Here is a 23,873-nt window from a genome sequence, read left to right as displayed (position 1 = left end):
ATAAAACGAGAGTGCAGAATAATATTCATGCCTCTCGTTTTATTTGTTTTGTGTCCGTTTGCTTGATAGAGTGCTTTGTTTTACTAGGTATAAGTTGTCACGCTATTGTGGAAATGGTAAGATGTATAGATGATACTAGTTTCATTTTAAAGAAAAATGGGTATTTAGCGATCATTTTTCTTCTATAATATATAGTATTACGTCAGTCTTATAGATAAATAATCAAAAAATGGATTTTAAAGGATGAAATCACAGGATAAGTTAACAAAGAAGACAAATATTTTTCATCTGTTTTTAATGATAAAAAGATAATCTTCCCAATAACTAGTGCGATTTCTCATTATAATAGAAAAAGGAGCGTTTTTTAATGCTTGGAATTTTAAATAAAGTATTTGATCAAAACAAACGCGATATTAAAAAATTAACTAAAATTGCGGATAAGATTGAATTGCTTGCAGATGAAACAGCAGCATTATCGGATGAGCAATTAAAGGGAAAAACAGAAGAATTCAAGGCGCGATTCCAAAAAGGGGAAACATTAGACGACTTATTGGTAGAAGCATTTGCAGTTGTTCGAGAAGCAGCAAAGCGTGTGCTTGGACTTTATCCATACCCTGTCCAGTTAATGGGGGGAGCATCCCTTCATGAAGGTAATATTTCAGAGATGAAAACGGGGGAAGGTAAAACGTTAACTGCGACAATGCCTGTATATTTAAATGCTCTCTCCGGTAAAGGGGTCCATGTTGTTACAGTCAACGAATATCTTGCTACTCGTGATGCGGCAGAAATGGGACAATTATATAATTTTCTTGGTTTAACCGTGGGCCTTAACTTAAATGGCCTTTCAAGAGAAGATAAGCAAGCTGCGTATAATGCAGATATTACTTATGGAACAAATAATGAGTTTGGTTTTGACTATTTGCGTGATAACATGGTTCTTTATAATGAGCAGAAGGTACAAAGACCATTGTATTATGCCGTAATCGATGAAGTCGATTCTATTTTAATTGATGAAGCACGTACACCGCTTATCATTTCCGGTTCTGCGCAAAAATCAACACAGCTGTACGTTCGTGCCAACATTTTTGTCAGCAGCTTAAAACCAGAAAAAGATTATACGTATGATGAAAAAACAAAGGGTGTTCAATTAACAGAAGAAGGAATGTCCAAAGCAGAGCGTGTATTCCAAATTGAAAACCTCTTTGATGTTTCCAATGTTGCGATTAATCATCATATTACCCAAGCGTTAAAAGCCCATGCAAGTATGCATAAGGATGTAGACTATGTGGTTCAAGATGGTGAAATTGTCATTGTTGACCAATTTACAGGTCGTCTGATGAAAGGTCGCCGCTACAGCGATGGTTTGCATCAAGCAATTGAAGCAAAGGAAAACTTAGAGATTCAAAATGAAAGTATGACCCTTGCAACCATCACATTCCAAAACTATTTCCGTATGTACGAAAAGCTTGCAGGGATGACTGGTACAGCGAAAACAGAAGAAGAAGAATTCCGCAACATTTATAATATGAATGTTGTTGTTATTCCAACAAACCGTGAGATCGTTCGTGATGACCGCGCAGATTTAATCTATGCTTCTATGGATGGGAAATTTAGAGCAGTAGTGGAGGACATTGCAGAGCGCCACAAAAAAGGCCAACCGGTACTTGTCGGTACAGTTGCGATTGAAACGTCTGAAATTATTTCTAAATATTTGACGAAAAAGGGCATTCCACATAATGTCTTGAACGCGAAAAACCATGAAAGAGAAGCGGAAATCATTGCAACTGCCGGAGAACAAGGTTCCGTCACAATCGCAACGAACATGGCAGGTCGTGGTACGGATATTAAACTTGGTGAAGGTGTAAAAGAATTAGGCGGATTAGCCGTTATCGGTACAGAGCGTCATGAAAGTAGACGTATTGATAATCAGCTTCGTGGTCGTTCTGGTCGTCAAGGAGATCCAGGGGTAACACAATTCTATCTTTCGATGGAAGATGAATTGATGCGCCGTTTTGGTTCCGATAATATGAAAAATATGATGACAAGACTAGGCATGGATGATTCTCAGCCAATTCAAAGTAAAATGGTCTCTCGTGCTGTAGAATCTGCCCAAAAACGTGTTGAAGGAAATAACTTTGACTCACGTAAGCAATTGCTACAATATGATGATGTTCTTCGTCAACAACGTGAGATTATCTACTCACAACGTAACGAGGTATTAACTTCGGAAAATCTGCGCTCTATTGTAGAAAATATGATTAAATCATCATTAGAGAGAAATATCCAAGCGCATACTCCAGATAATGCTGATAGAGAAAGCTGGGATTTACAAGCGATCGTGGATTATGTAAGTGGAAATCTTCTTAACGAAGGCGAAGTAGAAGTAAGTGATCTTCGCGGAAAAGAAGGCGATGAAATCGTTGAATTCATTTTTGCGAAAGTACTACAAAGCTATAATGAAAAAGAAGAGAAGCTTTCTCCTGAGCAAATGCGCGAATTTGAAAAAGTTATCGTGCTTCGTGCAGTAGACAGCAAGTGGATTGACCATATTGACCAAATGGATCAGTTACGCCAAGGTATTCACCTTCGTGCATATGGACAAATCGACCCGCTTCGTGAATATCAATCAGAAGGTTTTGCTATGTTTGAAGCAATGGTTATTGCCATTGAAGAAGATGTCGCTAAATATATCATGAAAGCAGAAATCCGCAATAATCTGGAAAGGGAAGAAGTGGCAAAAGGCCAAGCAGTAAACCCGAAAGAAGAAGGCGGCGACAAGAAACCAAAGAAAAAGCCAGCAGTAAAACAACTAGATATTGGACGTAACGCACCATGCTTCTGTGGAAGCGGCAAGAAATATAAAAATTGCCATGGAGCAAATTTATAAAAGAATTTCGTGAGCAGCCTATCTTTCCTTTTAAGGAAGGATAGGTTTTTTTTCTTGGTTTTGGTTTGCGGAGCAAGTTTGTAGGTGAAAGGGAGAGTCGCAAGTAAAGGTGGAGAAGCCGCAAGCATATAAAAAAAACGCACAACTATTTCTCTTTTTCCTCCAGTAAAAACATTATCCACCATGAAATTAACAGGAAAACATGCATTTTTTTGCAAAAAGCCATATAATACATAAAGGAAGTAGTAAACTACCTAGTACTATAATTTATATAAAGGGTGACATGAATGGAATTAGCAGATATTCGCAATGAGTTAGAAAAGATAAATGTAACACTAGAAAACTTTAGGGGGTCTCTTTGACTTAGAAAACAAAGAGGCACGTATTGCTATGTTAGAAGATGATATGCTTCATCCTGATTTCTGGAATGATCAGCAGGCTGCTCAGACCGTCATATCAGAAAGCAATGCATTAAAAGATCAAGTTCATGAGTTCTATAAATTAGTGGAAACTTTTGAAAATCTTGAGTTAACATATGAATTGGTGAAAGAAGAAGACGATGCTGAACTTCGTGCGGAGTTAGAAGAGGAGCTTACAGAATTAGTTGGTCGTTTAAGCCAGTTCGAATTAAATTTATTATTAAGTGGACCATATGATAAAAACAATGCCATCTTGGAACTTCATCCAGGAGCTGGTGGAACAGAGTCTCAAGACTGGGGCAGCATGCTATTACGTATGTATACAAGATATGCAGAGAAAAAAGGCTTCAAGGTGGAAACTTTGGACTATTTGCCAGGGGATGAAGCTGGGATTAAAAGTGTAACATTGGCAATTAAAGGCCATAATGCTTATGGGTACTTAAAAGCAGAAAAAGGGGTGCACCGTTTAGTTCGTATTTCCCCATTTGATTCATCTGGACGCAGACATACAAGCTTTGTTTCTTGTGATGTAATGCCTGAGTTTAATGATGAAATCGAAATCGAAGTGCGCACAGAAGATTTAAAAATTGATACGTACCGTGCAAGTGGAGCAGGTGGTCAGCACATTAACACCACGGACTCTGCTGTACGTATTACACATATTCCTACAGGGGTTGTTGTTTCCTGTCAAACAGAACGTTCCCAAATAAAAAACAGAGAAACAGCCATGAAGATGTTAAAAGCGAAATTGTATCAACGTAAAATTGAAGAGCAAGAAGAGAAGCTTGCGGAAATCCGTGGAGAACAAAAAGAAATCGGTTGGGGCAGCCAAATCAGATCTTATGTTTTCCATCCATATTCCATGGTGAAAGATCACCGCACAAATACAGAGGTCGGGAATACACAATCTGTTATGGATGGTGACCTTGATATCTTTATTAATGCTTATCTTCGTTCAAAAATTAATGCTTAATAAATGGAGCCAAATTCTGGATGGATTAGTATGTGCTAATCTATCCTAGAATTTGGCCTTTTTTATTGGGAGTTCAGGAAAATGTATCCGTTATCACTAGCTATTCACTATTTTTTACATATTTTTCATATAATTTTTTCCAATTTATGAAACTATTCTACAGTTTGTTCGTCTTACTTAAGTGGGATAATTTAAAAGGGATATTTTATTTTGAGCAATAAACGGAAAGAAAAGAGGTAGTACAAATGCAAAAAACAATATTAACCATTGCAGTACCATGTTTCAATGAGGAAGAGGTATTTGAGCAGACAATGGGGAATTTACGTACTGTTTTGCGCGATTTAATGGAAGAAAATTTAATCAGTGAACAAAGCCAATTATTGTTTATTGATGATGGCAGTAAAGATGCGACATGGGAGAAAATAGAAAATGCTACTTTGTTTGACCCGTTAGTTAGTGGAATTAAGCTATCTAGAAATTTTGGTCATCAGCGGGCATTATTAGCTGGTTTAGAGGAGGCTGTGAAGTTTTCAGATTGTGTAATAAGCATCGATGCTGATCTTCAAGATGACACGAGTGTAATCAGAGATTTCATAATAGAGTATTTAAAAGGCAATGAGATAGTTTATGGGGTAAGAAGTAAGAGAGAAACAGATACTTTTTTCAAAAGAAATACTGCCCAGGGCTTTTATCGTTTAATGGAGAAAATGGGATTATCCCTTGTTTATAACCATGCTGACTACCGATTGTTAAGTAAAAGAGCGATTGAGGAAATGCTGCGCTTTAAAGAGTCTAACTTATTTTTAAGAGGGATTGTCCCTTTACTAGGCTTTAAATCAACAAAGGTTTATTATGAGCGAAAGGAACGAGCGGCAGGAGAATCCAAATATCCTTTCCGTAAGATGATTGCTTTTGCTTTAGATGGAATCACTTCTTTTAGTGTCAAGCCAATCCGTCTTATTACCATACTAGGTTTCTTATTTTCTGTTATTAGCGTATTTGCTGGTGTATATGCCATCGTCCAAAAATTCATGGGGCATACAGAATCGGGATGGACTTCTATAATGATTTCTGTTTGGCTGCTTGGTGGATTAATGCTTATGAGTATCGGTTTAATCGGTGAGTACATAGGAAAAATTTATGAAGAAGTGAAGCAGCGGCCCCGTTATATTATTGAAAGCAACCTATGCAAAAAAATAGAAAATAGATCAAAGGTACAATCTAGATGAAGGATAAATCATTTCTTATATTTTTAGTAGTTGGTCTTATGAATACTTTTATTGGTTTAACGATGATTTATTTATGCTTAAACGCCTTTCATTTCGACTATTGGGCCGCAACTTTTATCGGTAATGCTGTAGGAGCATGTGTGAGCTACTTTTTAAATAAGCGATTTACATTCAAAAGCAATGCCGCTCTAGGAAGCAGTGGACTTCGCTTTATTGCCGTAATTTTAGCCTCTTATCTGCTGGCATATAAAGCTGGGTTAGTGCTGGTTGAAATGCTGCTTGGTGAATGGAACATTTTCGCTTCCTATACAGATGAAATCGCCGTTCTGTTTGGAAGTGGCTTCTATACCTTGTTAAATTATGCTGGACAAAAATATTTTGTTTTTCCAAAAAGATATCAACAAAATGCTAGGAGCGTCAAATGAATTATCTAAAAAGAGAAAGAACGTTTTTTTATATAGCAATTGCCATTATTTTCGTATGGGTACTTCCTTATTTTGTGTTAAATGAAGATGCACATATGCGTGTGCATGATAATCTAGATTCTAATTTGGGCTGGTATGAGGTGATGAAAGATAACGGAATTGCCTTCTCGCCATTACATGCACCAGTGGAACAAATTATGAATGGGGAATTTTTGAGAGACACCTATTATTCAGAGTATTATGCAATGGTGTTTCTATTTCAATTCTTGCCACCTGTTATTGCCTATGGCCTTTGCCAAGCAATAACACATTTTGTTGCTTTTATTGGCATGTATCTATTATTGAAAAAATATGTGATGAAAGAAGAGCATAATAAAGCTTATATCCTAACTATTGGGGTGGCGCTTGCCTTTAGCTTAACACCTTATTGGCCATCAGGAATGCTTAGTATTCTTGGAATGCCTCTTGCTTTATGGAGTATGCTGAATATTTATAAGGGGGAAAGAAGCTGGAAAGATCTAGCTGTTTTAACGCTGCTTCCTTTCTTTTCCACCTTTGTGATCGGCTTTTTCTATTTCCTAGCTGCTCTGGGGTTGTTCTGGCTATATGACTTCGTGCGGAATAAAAAAAGCAACTGGCCATTATTTTTCGCCATTTTGTATATGACAATGGTTTATTTGGCAATCGATTATCGTCTTGTTGTTTCGATGATTGCCCCGATATCCGATGAATTAACGAACAGAGATGTATTTTACCAGTCAAAGTTGAATTTTGTACAAACCTTAAAGCTTGTAGGTAAAAATTATGTATACAGTCATAATCAAGATAGAACTATTCACCAATTTATTATTTTACCGGTGACTTTAATTGGATTACTCTTTGTTCTTTTGAAAAAACAGTGGCGAGAAAATAAACTATACATCGGTCTTCACCTATTGAATATTGTCTTATCCACATGGTATGCTTTTTGGTTTTTTGAAGGCTGGCAGCCATTAAAAGAGAAGTTTGGTATTTTAACAAGCTTCAACTTTGCGCGCTTCCATTATCTGCGCCCAATGATTATTTATGTTTTATTTGCTCTTACCTTAAAAATGTTATGGAAGTACCGTAACATGGGCCGAAAGTTAGTCTATGTGCTGATTATTGGTCAATTACTTGTTTTAGTACCGACAAATGAACAAATCATGTACAAAAATCAACCAAGCTATAAAGCATACTTTGCTACAGAACAGTTTACTGACATAAAGAAATATATTGGAAAACCGCTCGACCAATATAGAGTAGTGAGCATCGGCATCCATCCGAATATTGCACAATACAATGGCTTGTATACTCTTGATTCTTATAGCAATATTTATCCACTAGATTACAAGCTTCAATTCAGGAAAATAATAGAGCCAGAGCTTAATAAAAATAAAGCATTGAGAACCTACTATGATGACTGGGGTGGAAGATGTTATATTTTCGTCGATGAATTGGGTAAGAATTATCAATACTCGAAGCGGTCCAATAAAGAAATCAATCATTTACAACTAAATGTTGAGGCGTTGAAAGAGATGGGTGGCCAATATATTCTCTCAGCCGTTCCGATAAATAATGCAGCAGAAACTAATCTCACTTTTATGAAGGACTTCGAATCCAAAAATAGCAATTGGCATATTTATTTATATAAAGTGATGTAAAAGAATGTCTGACTTCTCGTTATCAAGAAGAAGTCAGGCATTTTTTTATTTTTGATTCTAGATAGGAATTTAAAAAAATATATTAAAATGGACAGGCGTTAATAAGCATTTTTACACATACCTTTCTTATAGGAGGAGCTTCATGGAGATTATGATTGCTATTATATTAGGAATAGTGGAAGGATTAACCGAGTTTGCACCTGTTTCATCAACGGGACATCTTATATTGGTAGCACATTTACTGGAATTCACAGGGGAAAAAGCAAAAACATTTGAGATTATTATTCAACTAGGAAGCATTCTTGCTGTTGTATTTGTATTTTGGAGACGAATTTTAAGTATTCTTGGAATAAAAAAATGGCAGGCAGAAGAGGATGTTGGGACATTAAGTATTTTTCATATCGCAATTGGCATTATCCCGTTTGGGGTAGGTGGCATCCTGTTCTATGATTTTATTAAGGAAGTGCTTTTTCGGTCAGGAACGGTCGTGATCACCCTTATAATTGGCGGCTTACTGATGCTTGTAGCCGAGAAATGGAAGCCCCGTAGCCCTACAGCAGAAACACTCAATCAGGTTACGTATCAGCAAGCCTTTACAGTTGGAATGTTTCAGTGTTTTGCGTTAGTACCAGGATTTTCTCGTTCTGGAGCGACTTTATCTGGCGGAATTCTTGCTGGTATGAGCCATAAAGCAGCATCTGAATTTACATTTATTATGGCCATTCCTATTATGGCAGCAGCAACAGGAAAAGACTTATTCGAAAGCTGGAACTATTTATCCCCACAGGATCTTCCTCTTTTCTTGACTGGATTTATCACTGCTTTTGTTGTTGCATTATTAGCAATCAAATTCTTTTTGAAACTGATCAATAAAATTAAACTTGCACCCTTTGCCTATTATCGTTTTGTACTTGCCTTCCTCTTTTGGATTTTTATTTTATAAGCTGGAAGAAAGGCCTCGCAGTACTTTTGTTGTGAGGTCCCATTTTTCTATCCAAACTGTTCGTAAAGGTCTGTTTAGTTTCATACAGAAATACGGCAAATAACAAAACCCCTCTGAAGAAGATTTTCATTATTTCATCGCTTTACCACGCTAATTTGCCACCATTTACACTTCAAATAATAGATGATATACTCTCTGCTTGGAAGAATCATTTTGTTTTTTAGAAGCAGAAAACTGGGGAAATGCACATCGCTTCCTCTTTTTTATGTGGATTTTTTCTATAGAATAAGCTGAATAGTAAAACCATGTCATATTCTTGATTATACTTTTTAACATAAAAAAGATTGTCGAATACGAACACCAAGTAAATATGACATAAACTGACAAGAAAATAGAGGTGTAAAAAAATGAAATGGCGCGAATATATTTATGTGCTAATAGGGTCGGCTATTGTCGCTTTATCCTTTAATTTATTTTTATTACCTAATAATATTGCATCTGGCGGTGTAAGTGGAATAAGCACTATTACGAAGGCGGTATTCAAGTGGGAGCCAGCCTATGTACAGTGGGCCTTTAATATTCCATTATTTGTGTTAGGGGTTATATTATTAGGAAGAAACTTTGGAGTGAAAACATTAATAGGTACCGTATTTTTGCCATTTGTTGTGTATCTCTCTAGAGGATTGGAGCCATGGACCAATGAACCTTTATTAGCTGCGATATATGGCGGAATCGGTATTGGCCTGGGGATTGGTATTGTTTTTAGAGGCAAAGCATCTACTGGCGGCACAGATTTAGCCGCACAAATTATCAACAAATATACAGGCATTTCGTTAGGAAAGTGTGTAGCTCTGATCGATGGCGTAATCGTCATCACCGCTTCTATCGTCTTCAGTATTGAACAAGGTTTATATGCTTTAATTGCCCTATTTGTAACGAGCAAAACCATTGATTTGGTTCAAGTGGGCTTTGGCAGTTCCAAAATGACTTTAATCATTACAGATAAGCAAGAAGAAGTAAGAGAAGGGATTTTAAATAAGATTGATCGTGGCGTAACAAGATTAACAGCGCATGGTGGTTATACAGATTCAGAAAGACCTGTTTTAATGTGTGTCGTAGACCAATCTCAATTTATCAAGCTCAAGCAATTAGTACAATCAATCGATGAAACAGCTTTTGTTGTTGTAACAGACGCTTCAGAGGTTCTCGGGAGAGGGTTTAAATAAATAGTAAATGAGAGTATCTTTTTTAGATTTGATTCGTGAAATAGGAATTGGACTAAAAAAGATATTTTTTTATGTTGATTTTAACAGAGAAAGGGAAAAAAGCTGACCTGTTTTTGTCGAATTTTTCTTTTTGCTCCTATAAAAGCAGACAAAATTAATTTTATGAACTTTTTTGCCGCCTAAAAGCATCCCTTCATTATGTAAATACTGGATATATTAATGTGTGTTTTTAGGTATATAATACTATTTATCAAGGAAAATTACAAAAATAAAGGGGAAATAGGTCGATTTGTAGTACTATATTAATAGGAAATGCTGGTATGTGCTGAAATCAATAGTACTTTATGTTATGTTTGAAAAGAAAATGTAATAATTTTTTACATTAATTTGTCGTATTATGATGATATAATAATTTAAGTAAGAAAAGGAACAACCTGCAGAGATTGCAGATTGTCACTTTTAGTCGGTTGAAACTTGTCGAATTTTGGTTTTTGAATCATATGGAAAAGTGGAAGGAATAAGTGAAAGAAATAAAACTTATTGCTAGGGGATAAATTCATAAACCAAATCACTTCTATCATAACTCTTCAGTGATTCGTTTATGTTTTCAAACTCATATGTACCTTCTTCGCTTTTCAATAATCCATACAAAAAATAATTCAGGTGTGATAATAGATGATAGAAATGAAAAATGTAATGAAGAAGTATGCGAACGGTGTAATAGCCGCTAATGGAATAAATGTTAGGATTAATCAAGGTGAATTTGTTTATGTAGTAGGACCAAGTGGTGCAGGGAAGTCTACGTTCATTAAAATGATGTATCGTGAGGAAAAGCCCACACAAGGAAGTATTCGAATAAATGGTATTAATTTAGAAAAATTAAAAGATAAGAAAGTTCCGTTATTAAGAAGAAACATGGGAGTTGTCTTTCAAGATTTTAAACTTCTTCCCACGTTAACTGTTTTTGAAAATGTGGCTTTTGCATTAGAAGTTATTGAAGAAAACCCAAAAAATATAAAGAAAAAAGTCATGGATACTTTAGAGCTAGTTGGATTAAAGCATAAGGCAAGAATGCTGCCAACAGAATTATCTGGAGGAGAGCAGCAGCGTGTTTCGCTTGCACGCTCGATCGTTAATTCTCCTAAACTGGTAATTGCAGATGAACCTACAGGTAACCTGGATCCCGAAACGTCATGGGATATTATGAATATTTTTGAAACGATAAATAATAGAGGAACAACCATTGTAATGGCAACACATAATCGTGAAATTGTTAACACGATTAAGCATCGTGTTATTGCTATTGAGGGCGGCAGAATTGTAAGGGACGAAACGAGAGGTGAATACGGCTATGAAGGCTAGAACAGTAGCGAGACATACAAGAGAAAGTTTTAAAAGCCTTCTTCGTAATGGTTGGATGACATTTGCCTCTGTCAGTGCGGTAACGATCACATTAATTCTTGTTGGTGTTTTTTTCGTTATTATGATGAATTTAAATCATGTAGCGACTTCCATTGAAGAAAATGTAGAGATCAGAGTGCATATTGATGTGGCAGCAACGAAAGAAGAGAAAAGCGCTCTAGAAGAAGAAATTAAGGGGATTCCTGAAGTTGGTAGTGTTATCTTCTCACCTAAAGGAGAAGAACTGGACAACTTAATCACTAGTCTAGGAGAAGATGGGGATGCCTTTAAACTTTTTGAACAGGATAACCCGTTGAATGACGTATTTGTGGTGAAAACAAAAGATCCGGAGGATACATTAGCTGTAGTAAAGAAGATTGAGAAATTTGAACATGTTGCAAAAGTAAGGTATGGACAAGGCACGGTTGAAAAGTTGTTTAGCGCAATTAATTTGAGTAGAAACGTAGGAATTGTCCTGATTATTGGATTGCTATTTACAGCGATGTTCCTAATCTCTAATACAATTAAGATTACAATTGTAGCAAGAAGAAAAGAAATTGAAATTATGCGTTTAGTAGGAGCGACTAACTGGTTCATCCGCTGGCCATTTTTCTTAGAAGGTATGTGGCTGGGCCTATTAGGGTCGATTATCCCGATAGCTGCAGTTAGCGCAATATATTACTATGCATATCAGTTCTTAATTGCAAAATTAGCAGGAAGCTATATTAAAATTCTGGATTATACTCCATTTGTATTCCAAGTATCCGGATTACTTCTAGTAATGGGAGCGGTGATTGGAATATGGGGTTCCGTAATGAGTATCCGCAAGTTTTTAAGAGTGTAAAGTAGTTGTCGTTAAATAAATTAGTCTTATGGTCAATAGCTTGAAGAGCGAGAACTACAGTGCTTCAAGCTATTATATTGGAAAAAATGCTGTTTTCTAAAGATTTGTTGGCTATTGTTTAGACTTGGGGATTAAGTAATAAAAAAGAGAGAAAGCATCAGGTTTACCAACTTTACGATTGGTATACGGGGGAGGAGCTTGTACTAAATGAAAAAGAAACTAGCAAAATTAACACTTGTATCTACACTAAGTGTAAGTAGTATGATCGCTTATACATCTATTACGGCATCACCAGTATCTGCCCAAGGTTCACTCAGTGAATTGAATAAGGAAAAAAGTAATATTGAAAATAAGCATAGTAACGTAAAGAAAAAACTAGATGATTCATCCAATAAATTAGATGATATCCATTCTAAACAAGATTCAGTAGAAACAGAGATTAAAAGAATAAATACTTCTATCTCTAGTACACAAGTCAAAATTACAGAGAAAAAAGAACAAATTTCCACTACGAAAGAAGAAGTAAAAAAATTAGAGAAGCAAATTGAAGAAGTAACAGCAAGAATTGAAAAAAGAAATGAATTATTGAAGGAACGTGCAAGATCTTATCAACAAACAGGTGGTATGGTTAATTACCTAGATGTGTTAATGGGTTCACAAAGCATCAGTGATTTTATTGATAGAGTTGGTGCAGTAGCAACAATCGTAGAAGCTGATCAAACAATCATTAAAGAACAAGAAGCAGATAAAAAGTTATTGGAACAATCCAAAGCTGAGCTAAAGTCAAAATTAAATGCACTTGAAACCATGCTTGCTGATCTTGAATCACTGAGTTCTCAATTGAACGCAGAGAAAAAAGAAAAAGATAAATTAATGGCTCAATTGGAAAAAGAAGAAAATCATGTTCATGCAGAAATGCTCTCTTTAGAAGAGGAAGAACAGCTATTGAAGGATCAACAAGTGGCGATGGAAAAAGCAATCAAGTTAGAGAAGGAAAGACAAGCTGAATTAGCAAGACAAGCAGCAGAAGCAGAAAAACAACGAAAAGCAGCAGAAGCAAAGGCAGCGGCTGAAAGAGCTGCAGCACAAAAGCAAGCGGCTAATAATACAAAAGCTACTTCTCAAGCAGCTTCAAAAACAACTGCTTCATCTAATAGCGGAAGCAATTCTCCTGCATCCAAGCCAAAAACTTCTGTATCATCTGGCAGCTTTACCCGTCCAGCAGGTGGAGGATATTTATCTTCAGGGCTAGGTCATCGCTGGGGGACTTTCCATGCAGGTGTTGATATTGCAGCGACTGGAACAGTTCCAATATACGCAGCTGCTGATGGAGTAGTTATTAGATCATATCCTTCAAGCAGTTATGGACAAGTTATTTTTATTAGTCATTATATTAATGGTCAACAATACACAACAGTGTATGCACATATGAGAGAAGGCAGCCGTTTAGTAAATGCAGGTGATGTCGTTTCTAAAGGACAACAAATCGGTACAATGGGTAATACAGGTGATTCTACTGGTCAGCATTTACATTTCGAATTGCATAAAGGGCCTTGGAATCAAGCGAAATCCAATGCTATTAACCCAGTTGGAATTGTTCCATTGTAATAGAATAGTATAGTATTAGTTTATCCGAAATAAGGAGAGTTAAACCTAATCTCTTTGTTCTCCGAAACCTGACTTTATGGCGTTCATTTTAAATGAACGCCATTGTTTTTTGTTGTTAGAACCGATTTTAGCAAGAATCATGTTACTACAGAAAGCAATCATTTCTATGCTATAATAGATGGAAAGGTTTGTAATAATAAAGGGGTAAGAATAGAGATGAGCGAATTTAATGAGAAAAAGGAATCAATGAGTTCCATAAATAAGTTTGAATTGGATGAAGAAACATTATTTATTGTTTCTCAAACATTTAAAGCATTATCAGACCCTACCAGAATAAAAATTCTCCATCTATTATCAAAAAAACAACATTCAGTTAATGAAATAGCAGAAAGCCTAAGTATGCTTCAATCCACGGTTTCTCATCAGCTTCGCTTTCTAAAGAATTTGCGTTTAGTTAAATATAAACGCGAAGGAACTACTATGATTTATTCATGTGATGATGAGCATGTAATGGGCGTGTTAAAACAAATGATTGATCACGCAAGACATCATTAAAAAAATACCAATTAGATGGACTGTAGAAGCTTCTATAATAGATAGATGAATTCTACAGTTTTTTTATAGCCATTTCTGATTAAAGTGTTTTTACTCTAAATTTTAATGGTATTTTTTATACAAAAAATCTGAAAGTGGATTGACACTTTTATTAGACTATTCATATAATATAAATATGAGTATATGAATATTTGTGCATATATTAAAAGTAGAAGTAATTGTATATAATAGATCAAAATTAAAGGAAAGAAGGGAAAGAAATGGAGGAAGAGAAGCAGCTGCGGAAAAAAGAATTTATATTAGAAGGCTTGGACTGTGCAAATTGTGCAATGAAAATAGAAAATGGAATAGCAGCCATTAATGGAGTCAGAGAATGCACGGTTAACTTTGCTACACAAACATTACATTTACAGATGGATGAAATAGACGAAAAGAGTATATTAGCAAAAGCAGAAAAAACAATTACAAGACTAGAGCCACATGTAAAGATGGTAGAAAAGAGGAAAAAAGCTACTTCCCCCCCATCTCCTGATCATCCGCATTACCACGATCACGCTCATGGTCATGAGCATTCCCATGACCATGGTACAGGGAATACAAAGAGATTAGTTGGAAGATTAGCAGCTGGAACGATTGTAGCAGCAATTGGATTTTTTGCTCCTTTAACCGGAATATCGGAATTTGCTCTTTTCTTTTTGGCCTATTTAATTGTTGGAGGAGACATTTTATTTAGAGCGATAAAAAATATTTTACGTGGGCAAGTATTTGATGAGCATTTTCTTATGTCTATCGCTACATTAGGAGCTTTTGCTATTCAGGAATATCCTGAAGGCGTAGCTGTTATGCTTTTTTATCAAATAGGCGAGTTATTTCAGGGGATAGCTGTCAATCGTTCTAGAAAATCGATTACTAGCTTAATGGATATACGACCAGACTATGCCAATGTAAAAGTTGGCTCTGAACTGAAGAAGCTATCTCCAGAGCAAGTGAACATCGGAGATATTATTATCGTAAAGCCTGGAGAGAAAATTCCGCTTGATGGGCGAGTGATAGAAGGAAGCTCTTCTGTCGATACATCCGCTTTAACAGGAGAGTCCATTCCGCGAGATATAGAAATCGGCAATGAGGTGCTTAGTGGTTATATTAATAATCAGGGTGTATTAACAATCGAAGTAACAAAGGACTTTGGAGAATCAACTGTTACGAAAATACTGGAGCTTGTTCAAAATGCCAGTAACCGCAAAGCTCCTACTGAAAATTTTATTACTAAATTTGCAAGATATTATACACCAGTAGTAGTAATAACAGCTGCATTATTAGCTATCGTACCACCACTCTTAATAAGTGGTGCTACTTTCTCAGACTGGCTGTATCGGGCCCTTGTCTTTCTTGTTATCTCTTGTCCTTGTGCGCTTGTTGTTTCTATTCCATTAGGATTCTTTGGTGGAATTGGCGCAGCATCTAAAAAAGGAATTTTAGTAAAAGGAAGCAATTATTTAGAAGCTTTAAATGATGTGAAGTATGTTGTTTTTGATAAAACTGGTACTTTAACAAAAGGAGTATTTGAAGTAGATTCCATTCACCCAGCACCTAGATTTGCAGAAAAAGAAGTGCTGGAATATGCAGCATATGCAGAAGTGCATTCTAATCATCCAATTGCTGAATCCATTCGCAAAGCATATCAGGGACAGATCATGGAGGAACGCATAGGAGAATATCAAGAATTATCGGGTCATGGAATTATGGTAGAGCTAGATGGAAAAAAAGTATTAGCAGGTAATCAAAAACTGATGATAAAAGAAAATATCAGCTATTTACCAAACGAAGAAGTCGGAACAGTTATTTATGTGGCAGCAAATCAAGAATTCATCGGTTCTATTGTTATTTCTGATCAGATAAAAGAGGATGCAGAGAAAGCCATCCAACTATTAAAAGAACAAGGAATTAAGAAAACGGTGATGTTAACTGGTGATGCTCAAAAGGTTGGCTCTAAGATTGGGACTCTTTTAAAAATAGATGAAGTTCATGCAAAATTATTGCCACAGCACAAAGTAGAAGAAATCGAAAAGCTTGATCAGCATAAGCAAGCAAAGGAAAAAATTCTCTTTATTGGAGACGGCATAAATGATACACCTGTTCTGGCAAGAGCAGATGTGGGAATGGCAATGGGAGGTTTAGGTGCTGATGCAGCAATAGAGGCAGCAGATATCGTCCTTATGACAGATGAGCCTTCTAAAATAGCAACAGCACTGTCTGTTGCAAAACGGACACGCCGAATCGTGTGGCAGAACATAATATTTGCTTTAGGAGTTAAAGCAATCTTTTTACTACTAGGCGCATTTGGGATTGCAACGATGTGGGAAGCAGTTTTCTCTGATGTAGGTGTTACTGTTCTTGCCGTTCTTAATGCAATGAGAGTATTGCATGTGAAAGGGTTATAAAGAGAGAATTTCCGAGAGGGGACTCATTTCCAAAGAAAAAACGGAGCTAGTATACTTACCACTGGCTCCGTTTTTATTTGAATGAAATTGACCCCTATTTAAGATTAGGAGGAGTATTATGTTCAGCTGGAGGAGCAGGCTTTAATTTAGGTGCAGAGCCAAATGGTGGTACATCTCGGACATATTGGAATGTTCCCATACCATCCATGCTTGGTCCCGATGCCCATCTCCCCTTACTGCTTTCATCTCCCATTGAATGATTAAGAAAGAGATAAGATACTTCTGTCTTTTCTAATTTTCTAGGGAAAGTGTTTGGTACAACTACGCCTTCTTGTTGCTCTAATTCGTAAATAGCGGCAAGCCATTGGTTTTGATGCATCGTGTCCCGTGCAATTAAATACGATAACATATCTTTAATGCCTCGATCATCGGTCTGCTCAAACAACCGGACTGCTTGGAGCCTGCCTTGCGATTCTGCATTTAAATTTGCGCGCATATCAGCGAGTAGATTTCCGCTTGCAGCCACATATCCTCCATTCCAAGGTACACCTACGCTATCCTTTGGCATTGCGGCAAGTCCTGAAACGATCGCATGCTGTGGATTAGTTCCACCAATAATAGCCGCCATTGCGGGATTACTTGCAGCTGCTGTTTCAAGCTCGGTAACGGGGGCATCATCTAATAACCTTGCTACCATGGTTGATAGTAATTCAATATGGCCAATTTCTTCTGTTCCAGTATCTAATAATAAATCACGATATTTATCATTTTTTCTTGTTCCCCAAGCTTGGAATAAATATTGATTCATGACCGACATTTCTCCAAATTGTCCACCGATTAGTTCCTGTAAATTTTTAGCGAAAACGGGATCCGGCCTCTCAGGTTTTGCTTCATAGGCCAGCTCTTTGATGTGAAAAAACATTGGTTCCCCTCCTCATAATTCTTTATATACTATGCATGCTTTCTTTATAGGTACGTGTCCAGTTTGAAAAATAGTTTCAATCATAAGTTGTCCGAGCCCTTCATATACATAAAAAAAGGATAAATACATCGTGGCAGAAGAAGGGACGATTGCAATGAATCGGAAGTGGTTGGCTATTTATATGGCAGGCTCCTTATTAGCAGGATCAGGAATGACATATATAGGAATAAACGTGTTGGAAAAAAGACAGGAGGAACAATTAAATAATCAATCAATGGAGGCTGGTTCGCTTGATAAATTGGATAAAGCCTATCAAATAATCTTGCAAAACTATGTGGAAAATGTAGACAAGCAAAAGTTAGAAGATGGTGCAATAAGAGGGATGCTGGCTACATTGGAGGATCCATACTCTGTTTACATGGATCAAGAAGCCGCAAAGCAATTTGAACAAGCTCTTGATTCTTCTTTTGAAGGAATTGGTGCAGAAATTAGTATAGAAGAAGATAAAATGATCATTGTGTCACCAATAAAAGGGTCTCCAGCAGAAAAAGCAGGTATTAAACCTCAAGATCAAATAATTTCAGTAAATGGAGAAAACGTAGAAGGAAAAGATCTTAATGACGTTATCAGCCAAATCAGAGGGGAAAAAGGATCAAAGGTAGAATTAGAAATAAAGCGAGCAACAGTCGATAAACCATTAAAATTGGAAATTGTCCGCGATGAAGTGCCTCAAATCACGGTTTATTCTAATATCATAAAAGACGGTGGAGAAAAGATTGGTTATATAGAAATTACATCATTTTCTAAAGATACAGCAAGTGAGTTTGAAAAGGAATTAAGCAAATTAGAGAAAAATGGTATTTCAAGTCTAATTTTAGATGTACGTGGTAATCCTGGTGGCTTGCTAACAAGTGTAAATGCGATCGTAGAACAATTTTTAACAAATAAAAAACCTTATGTGCAAGTAGAGAATCGAAATGGAGATCGTGAACAGTTTTATTCTGATTTGAAGAAACAAAAGGAATATCCAGTTGTAGTATTGATTGATAATGGAAGTGCATCGGCGTCCGAAATTTTAGCTGCTGCCTTAAAAGAGGGAGCTGGATATCCGCTAATTGGCGAAAATTCATTTGGAAAAGGAACCGTCCAACAGCCTATATTAATGGATGATGGCAGTGAAATCAAACTAACGGTTTCTAAATGGCTTACTCCTGATGGAAATTGGATTCATAGACAAGGAATAAAGCCCACTATCGAAGTCGAGCAAACGGACTTATATCATACCCACCCATTGCAGATTGTAGATTCACTTAAGCCTGAGGATAATGATGAACAGGTCCAATATGCACAAGAAATTTTAACAAGCTTAGGATTCACAACAGATAGGCAAGATGGCTATTATAGTCCGCAAACAGAAGTAGCTGTAAGAGCATTTCAAAGCAAAAATGCACTGGAGGTTACTGGTGTGATAGATGGAAAAACAGCTGCAAAGATGGAGGAAGCAGTTAGGATAGAAAAACAAAAGGACGAAAACGATATTCAATTACAAACAGCTATCCGCTATTTAGTTCATTAATAAAACGTAGGGCACAAAGAATTCAACCAGATAAACCCGAGCAATTATCCTTAAGATACTATTAGGTTTTTCGGATAATTGTTCGGGTTATTTAATTTAAAGAAAGAAGAGTTGTGGAAATCACCCGCAGGCTGAATATGCTTCGCTTTCCATGGGGCTGCGCTTGAACTTCTTTATCACTGCATTGTGCATGATGAAAAAGTAGGTTCATAATAAAGAGGAAAGAAGAAAATTTGAAAGAAGTAAGTATTTTACATAGATAAAAGGAAGAAGTAACAGAGGAACGTGCTCTGTGCCAAAAAGGAAGAGGAGCAGAGCAAAAAAGTAACAGAGGAACATTAGCTGTGCCCGCTCCCAGAAGAAAAAGTGCAAAACCCCCTCATGCTGACCAAAATAATAAAGAAATAGCCTGTCTTCTTCACCTAAAGAATACAGCGTTCTAAAACTTGCTCTCCGGCGCATAGAGTGGTTGCAGCGCAATGGAAAAAATGGTTTTCCTACTAAGTTAGAGGATGTTCATTTTTACTCATTTTATATTTTGTTTTGTCCACAGTCTCAATAATGTTTTATTTATTTAACACACTATCTTCCAGCATTAAGTTCTTATCTCCGTATATTTTTGTGATATGAGTATCTCCCCATTCACAAAGAGCATTTAAAATGGGCTCTAAACTTTTTCCATAGTCACTTAATTCATATTCTACTTTTGGTGGTATTTGTTGATAGATTATACGATTGATAACACCGTCTTCTTCCAATTCCCTTAATTGCTGTGTAAGCATTTTTTGCGTAATATTTGGCATTAAGCGTTTTAATTCACTTGTTCTTTTTTTGCCATGTGTTAAGTGGCACAAAATTACACACTTCCATTTACCGCCGATTACTTCCAAAGTGGCTTCAACTGATATATTGTATTTTTTATTTTCCATAATATCCTCCATTTTTTATAGGAACTTTTTTGTACCTATATTACCTTTAGGTTCCTACATTACAAAAAAGTACGTACTTTTCTATTTATCTTATATGATTCATAATAACACTAGCCGGTTAAAATGCAAAACTACAAAAAATACCACTAGTGGTTAGCGATATATGTAAGAGGAGGAAAAGGAAGTTGAAGCAAAATATGAATACATTTGCGTTAATAGCCTTGGCTGTTAGTGCTTTTGCTATTGGTACTACTGAATTCATAAGCGTTGGATTATTACCTTTGATTGCCGATGACTTTCGGGTAGGGATTACAACAGCAGGATTAACTGTTTCTATTTATGCACTAGGCGTTACATTTGGAGCACCTGTTTTGACAGCTATTACCTCTAATATTTCACGAAAATCTTTATTATTGGGGATCATGATTGTTTTTATTATTGGTAATAGTATGGCTGCATTTGCTCCCAATATCACTATTTTACTGATTGCACGTATTGTATCAGCTTTTGCTCACGGTATATTTATGTCGATTGGTTCCACGATTGCAGCAGATCTAGTAGCGAAAGAAAAAAGAGCAAGTGCTATCTCTATCATGTTCTCCGGATTAACGGTTGCCACTGTAACAGGTGTTCCCTTTGGGACATTTATCGGTCAGCACTTTGGCTGGAGATTAGCATTTATCACCATTGTTATTATTGGAATCATTGCGTTTATCGCCAATAGTTTGCTTGTGCCAAATAACTTATCGAAAGGTGGCCGTGCAACCTTTAAAGATCAGTTGCAGTTAGTTACAAACCTACGACTACTAATGCTTTTTTTAATTACAGCATTAGGCTATGGAGGAACATTTGTGGTTTTCACGTATCTTTCTCCATTACTGCATGAAGTAACAGGCTTTCAGCAAAATACAGTAGCAGGAATTTTACTATTGTATGGTGTAGCAATTGCCATTGGTAATATGATTGGCGGCAAGTTATCAAACAAAAACCCGCTTCGGGCATTATTTTTTATGTTTATTATCCAAGCTATTATCCTATTTGTTTTGTCCTTTACCCTTCCATTTAAGGTAATTGGCTTAATAAGTATTCTTTTTATGGGCTTATTAGCATTTATGAATGTTCCGGGGCTGCAAGTTTATGTAGTAATGCTCGCAGAACGTTATGTACCAAGTGCAGTAGATGTAGCCTCTGCTGTAAATATTGCAGCTTTTAACGCAGGAATAGCAATCGGTTCTTACTTGGGAGGGATAGTGACCAATTCACTAGGGCTTATCCATACTTCGTGGGTAGGCGGAATCATGGTTATTGCCGCTATTCTCCTAACTGGTTTCAGCTTAATTTTAGAAAAAAATTCATTGAAAAAAGGAGTTATTTCACGATGAAAAACTTACAAGATACAGTTCAACTAACAAACGGAATCAAAATGCCTTGGCTAGGATTAGGTGTATTTAAAGTGGAGGAAGGGCAAGTGCTTGTGGATGCTGTAAGCTCTGCAATTAAGAATGGCTACCGTAGTATTGATACAGCGGCTATTTATGCTAATGAAGCAGGGGTAGGCGAAGGAATAAAGAAAGGCATGAAAGAAGCAGGCATTACAAGAGATGATTTATTTATTACTTCAAAAGTATGGACAGACGATTTAGGATATGAAGAAACAATAAAGGCATATGAAGTAAGTTTAGAAAAGCTCGGACTCGATTATTTAGATTTATATCTTATTCACTGGCCAAAAGAAGGAAAATATAAAGACGCATGGAGAGCGTTAGAAACACTATATAAACAAGGCAGGGTTAAAGCAATTGGAGTAAGTAATTTTCAAATCCATCATTTAGAAGACTTGATGAAAGATGCGGAAGTGAAACCAATGATTAATCAAATCGAATTGCATCCAAGGCTTACACAAAAAGAGTTAATAGCTTATTGCCAAGAGAAAGGTATACAAGTGGAAGCATGGTCTCCGTTAATGCAAGGACAATTATTCGATCAGCCGGAATTAGTGGAAATAGCTGCAAGACATCAGAAATCTGTTGCACAAGTAATTATTCGTTGGGACTTGCAAAATGGTATTATTACGATTCCTAAATCCGTTAAAGAGCACCGTATTATCGAAAATGGAAATGTTTTTGATTTCACATTATCAAAAGACGAAATGGAACAAATTGATGCCTTAAATTTGGATCAACGAGTTGGTCCTGATCCAGATAATTTCGATTTTTAATGGAGCGTTAATCCCATTTCTGAAAAGAAACAAATAGAAGTAGTACAAAAGGGTGGGCCATAAGTATTTCAATCAAATATAGCCCCGAACAATTATATGTACACACTAAAAAATATTCGTATAATTGTTCGGGGGTTAATTAAATTTAGGAAAGAAGGTTTGAGGTAATCACCCGCAGCCTGAATACACTTCGCTTTCCATGGGGCGAGCGTCACTACGTTCCTGCGGGGTCTTGGACTTCCTCGCAGCTCCCATAGGAGTCTACGTGTATTCAGGCTGCTCTGTTTTTTCCTAGTAATTTTAGTTTGCTGAAAAACAAATAATCTTTAAAAACGGAGTGTAATGGAATGAATTGGTTTCACCACTAAATTAGAGATTGTTCGTCTTATTCATACAAATAAATTCGCAACCAAATTAGTATAATAACAGCTAATAAGTCATTATATCACTTACTTATATTTTAAAATCATGGTGGGAATCTAAAAAAAATGTAACCTTTCTCTCGAATTACCGTAATACAATTTGTGCAGAAAATAGTAATGGAGGAAGGAGAAAAAAGGTGAAACTCTGGTGGATTGCAAATGTTTTTTGGGTAGTCGTTTTTTCAATACTATCGATTATCATCGCAACAAGGCAAATAGATGGATCGGGGGCTGTGCAAACTCCTGAAATCAGAATTATTACATTTATAATTTTGGCTGTTCCATTTGTATTTATCCTTATAGTCCAATTAATCTGGTTTTATTTTATTCGTAAAAGAACAAGACATTCCTAGTTCAGCTATCCTATGAATAAATAACTGTAATGCTTTCTTGTAAACTAATATATTTAGTTCACAAGAAAACATCCAAACAAAGAACGAGAGAATTTTAAAATTCATCGTTCTTTGTTTGTTTTTAAATATTACTAAATACATTGGGTTGACTAAAGTATGTTATCACACAAATTTCTATATGATCTGGGAATTGTTTAGGTATAGATCTTATTCCCATTAGTTTGTGGCTGAAAATTAATAAAGTTTTCACATGCAACCGAATACAAATAGTAGTTTTTATGTTAGAATACATCTGAAATAGAACCATCTTATCTAGAAAGGATGAGTTTATGAAAATTGCAATAGCCAGTGATCATGGTGGATATCAGTTAAAAGAAGCAGTAAAAGCCCATCTTCATAATGCGGGGATGGAAGTAGAAGATTTTGGTTGCTATAGTAGAGAAAGTGTGGATTTTCCGGATTATGCAAAAAGTGTTGGTGAATCAATTGTGAATGGTGAAAACCAACTAGGTATTTTATGCTGTGGAACAGGAATAGGCATGAGTATTGCTGCCAATAAAATCACTGGAATTCGTGCAGCGGTTGTTGGTGATGTCTTCTCAGCAAAGGCAACAAGAGAGCATAATGATAGTAATATCCTTTGTTTAGGAGAAAGAGTGACTGGGGAAGGATTAGCGTGTCTAATAGTAGATACCTGGTTAAATGCAGAATTTCTAGGCGGCAGACATGAAAAGCGTATCAGTGGAATTAAAGAATTAGAATCATATTATCGTTAATAGTAGGACAAATTAACCTCGAATTTGTTAAATGAAACATATTA

The 23,873-nt window shown here is 36.2% G+C and carries 19 protein-coding genes; 17 read left to right on the top strand and 2 right to left on the bottom strand.

From position 1 onward, the window contains the following. Positions 1 to 367: 367 nt before the first annotated feature. From secA to NSQ89_RS17470, 12 genes are all read left to right on the top strand, one after another. Entirely contained in the window at positions 368 to 2,887 is a 2,520-nt protein-coding gene (gene secA / locus NSQ89_RS17525; protein WP_341132955.1) for a preprotein translocase subunit SecA, read from the top strand. A gap of 287 nt (positions 2,888 to 3,174) precedes the next feature. Then, positions 3,175 to 4,279 (top strand): peptide chain release factor 2 gene (gene prfB / locus NSQ89_RS17520; protein ID WP_123258225.1). Its coding sequence is split into 2 segments (ribosomal slippage): positions 3,175 to 3,246 and positions 3,248 to 4,279, totalling 1,104 coding nucleotides; the frame shifts between segments, so codons are not numbered across the junction. A gap of 245 nt (positions 4,280 to 4,524) precedes the next feature. After that, the gene (locus NSQ89_RS17515; RefSeq protein WP_047943905.1) at positions 4,525 to 5,508 is read left to right on the top strand and encodes a glycosyltransferase family 2 protein; all 984 of its coding nucleotides are present in this window, start codon (positions 4,525 to 4,527) and stop codon (positions 5,506 to 5,508) included. After that, a complete protein-coding gene (locus tag NSQ89_RS17510; protein WP_095258518.1) occupies positions 5,505 to 5,933 on the top strand; it encodes a GtrA family protein in 429 nt (142 codons plus the stop codon). The genes NSQ89_RS17515 and NSQ89_RS17510 overlap by 4 nt, the downstream gene beginning before the upstream one ends. Next, on the top strand, positions 5,930 to 7,615 hold the full coding sequence (locus NSQ89_RS17505) for a DUF6044 family protein (protein ID WP_341132954.1): 1,686 nt from the start codon (positions 5,930 to 5,932) through the stop codon (positions 7,613 to 7,615). Before NSQ89_RS17510 ends, NSQ89_RS17505 begins: the two co-directional genes overlap by 4 nt. A gap of 142 nt (positions 7,616 to 7,757) precedes the next feature. After that, on the top strand, positions 7,758 to 8,558 hold the full coding sequence (gene bacA / locus NSQ89_RS17500) for an undecaprenyl-diphosphate phosphatase (protein WP_341132953.1): 801 nt from the start codon (positions 7,758 to 7,760) through the stop codon (positions 8,556 to 8,558). Positions 8,559 to 8,965: 407 nt separating this feature from the next. Continuing rightward, a complete protein-coding gene (locus NSQ89_RS17495) occupies positions 8,966 to 9,784 on the top strand; it encodes a YitT family protein (RefSeq protein ID WP_047943909.1) in 819 nt (272 codons plus the stop codon). A gap of 675 nt (positions 9,785 to 10,459) precedes the next feature. Further along, positions 10,460 to 11,146, top strand: a complete 687-nt coding sequence (gene ftsE, locus NSQ89_RS17490) for a cell division ATP-binding protein FtsE (RefSeq protein WP_047943910.1) — start codon at positions 10,460 to 10,462, stop codon at positions 11,144 to 11,146. Then, on the top strand, positions 11,136 to 12,029 hold the full coding sequence (ftsX, locus tag NSQ89_RS17485) for a permease-like cell division protein FtsX (protein ID WP_047943911.1): 894 nt from the start codon (positions 11,136 to 11,138) through the stop codon (positions 12,027 to 12,029). The genes ftsE and ftsX overlap by 11 nt, the downstream gene beginning before the upstream one ends. Positions 12,030 to 12,236: 207 nt before the next feature. Further along, positions 12,237 to 13,637 (top strand): murein hydrolase activator EnvC family protein, encoded by a 1,401-nt coding sequence (locus NSQ89_RS17480; RefSeq protein ID WP_047943912.1) that lies wholly within the window; start codon positions 12,237 to 12,239, stop codon positions 13,635 to 13,637. 216 nt (positions 13,638 to 13,853) lie between these two features. Then, a complete protein-coding gene (locus tag NSQ89_RS17475; RefSeq protein ID WP_047943913.1) occupies positions 13,854 to 14,192 on the top strand; it encodes an ArsR/SmtB family transcription factor in 339 nt (112 codons plus the stop codon). A 260-nt stretch (positions 14,193 to 14,452) separates the two neighbouring features. Then, positions 14,453 to 16,633 carry a heavy metal translocating P-type ATPase gene (locus tag NSQ89_RS17470; RefSeq protein ID WP_341132952.1) on the top strand — a complete coding sequence of 727 codons (2,181 nt, stop codon included), beginning with the start codon at positions 14,453 to 14,455 and terminating at the stop codon, positions 16,631 to 16,633. 94 nt (positions 16,634 to 16,727) lie between these two features. On the opposite strand, the gene NSQ89_RS17465 is transcribed toward NSQ89_RS17470, so the two are convergent. After that, complete coding sequence (locus NSQ89_RS17465; RefSeq protein ID WP_095258525.1) at positions 16,728 to 17,555, bottom strand: manganese catalase family protein; 828 nt, start codon at positions 17,553 to 17,555, stop codon at positions 16,728 to 16,730. Positions 17,556 to 17,709: 154 nt separating this feature from the next. Here NSQ89_RS17465 and NSQ89_RS17460 point away from each other — a divergent pair, with 154 nt between their 5' ends. Further along, positions 17,710 to 19,131 carry a S41 family peptidase gene (locus NSQ89_RS17460; RefSeq protein WP_047943941.1) on the top strand — a complete coding sequence of 474 codons (1,422 nt, stop codon included), beginning with the start codon at positions 17,710 to 17,712 and terminating at the stop codon, positions 19,129 to 19,131. Between the two features lie 566 nt (positions 19,132 to 19,697). Here NSQ89_RS17460 and NSQ89_RS17455 read toward each other — a convergent pair. Then, positions 19,698 to 20,060 (bottom strand): winged helix-turn-helix transcriptional regulator, encoded by a 363-nt coding sequence (locus tag NSQ89_RS17455; RefSeq protein ID WP_047943915.1) that lies wholly within the window; start codon positions 20,058 to 20,060, stop codon positions 19,698 to 19,700. A gap of 197 nt (positions 20,061 to 20,257) precedes the next feature. Here NSQ89_RS17455 and NSQ89_RS17450 point away from each other — a divergent pair, with 197 nt between their 5' ends. The 4 genes from NSQ89_RS17450 (at position 20,258) to rpiB (ending at position 23,829) form a co-directional block, all read left to right on the top strand. Further along, entirely contained in the window at positions 20,258 to 21,442 is a 1,185-nt protein-coding gene (locus NSQ89_RS17450) for an MFS transporter (RefSeq protein ID WP_095258565.1), read from the top strand. Further along, positions 21,439 to 22,278: an aldo/keto reductase gene (locus NSQ89_RS17445; protein ID WP_047943916.1), complete on the top strand. Its 840-nt coding sequence runs from the start codon at positions 21,439 to 21,441 to the stop codon at positions 22,276 to 22,278. Before NSQ89_RS17450 ends, NSQ89_RS17445 begins: the two co-directional genes overlap by 4 nt. 559 nt (positions 22,279 to 22,837) lie before the next feature. Next, complete coding sequence (locus tag NSQ89_RS17440) at positions 22,838 to 23,053, top strand: DUF3923 family protein (protein ID WP_053215769.1); 216 nt, start codon at positions 22,838 to 22,840, stop codon at positions 23,051 to 23,053. Between the two features lie 329 nt (positions 23,054 to 23,382). Further along, positions 23,383 to 23,829, top strand: coding sequence for a ribose 5-phosphate isomerase B (gene rpiB, locus NSQ89_RS17435; protein WP_341132951.1), 447 nt, complete (start codon positions 23,383 to 23,385; stop codon positions 23,827 to 23,829). Positions 23,830 to 23,873 lie beyond the last annotated feature (44 nt).

The organism is Niallia sp. FSL R7-0648 (assembly GCF_038007005.1).
Taxonomy (GTDB): Bacteria; Bacillota; Bacilli; order Bacillales; family Cytobacillaceae; genus Niallia; species Niallia circulans.
The sequence above is the reverse complement of the archived record's forward strand: the minus strand, read 5'-3'. Positions and strand labels throughout refer to the sequence as shown.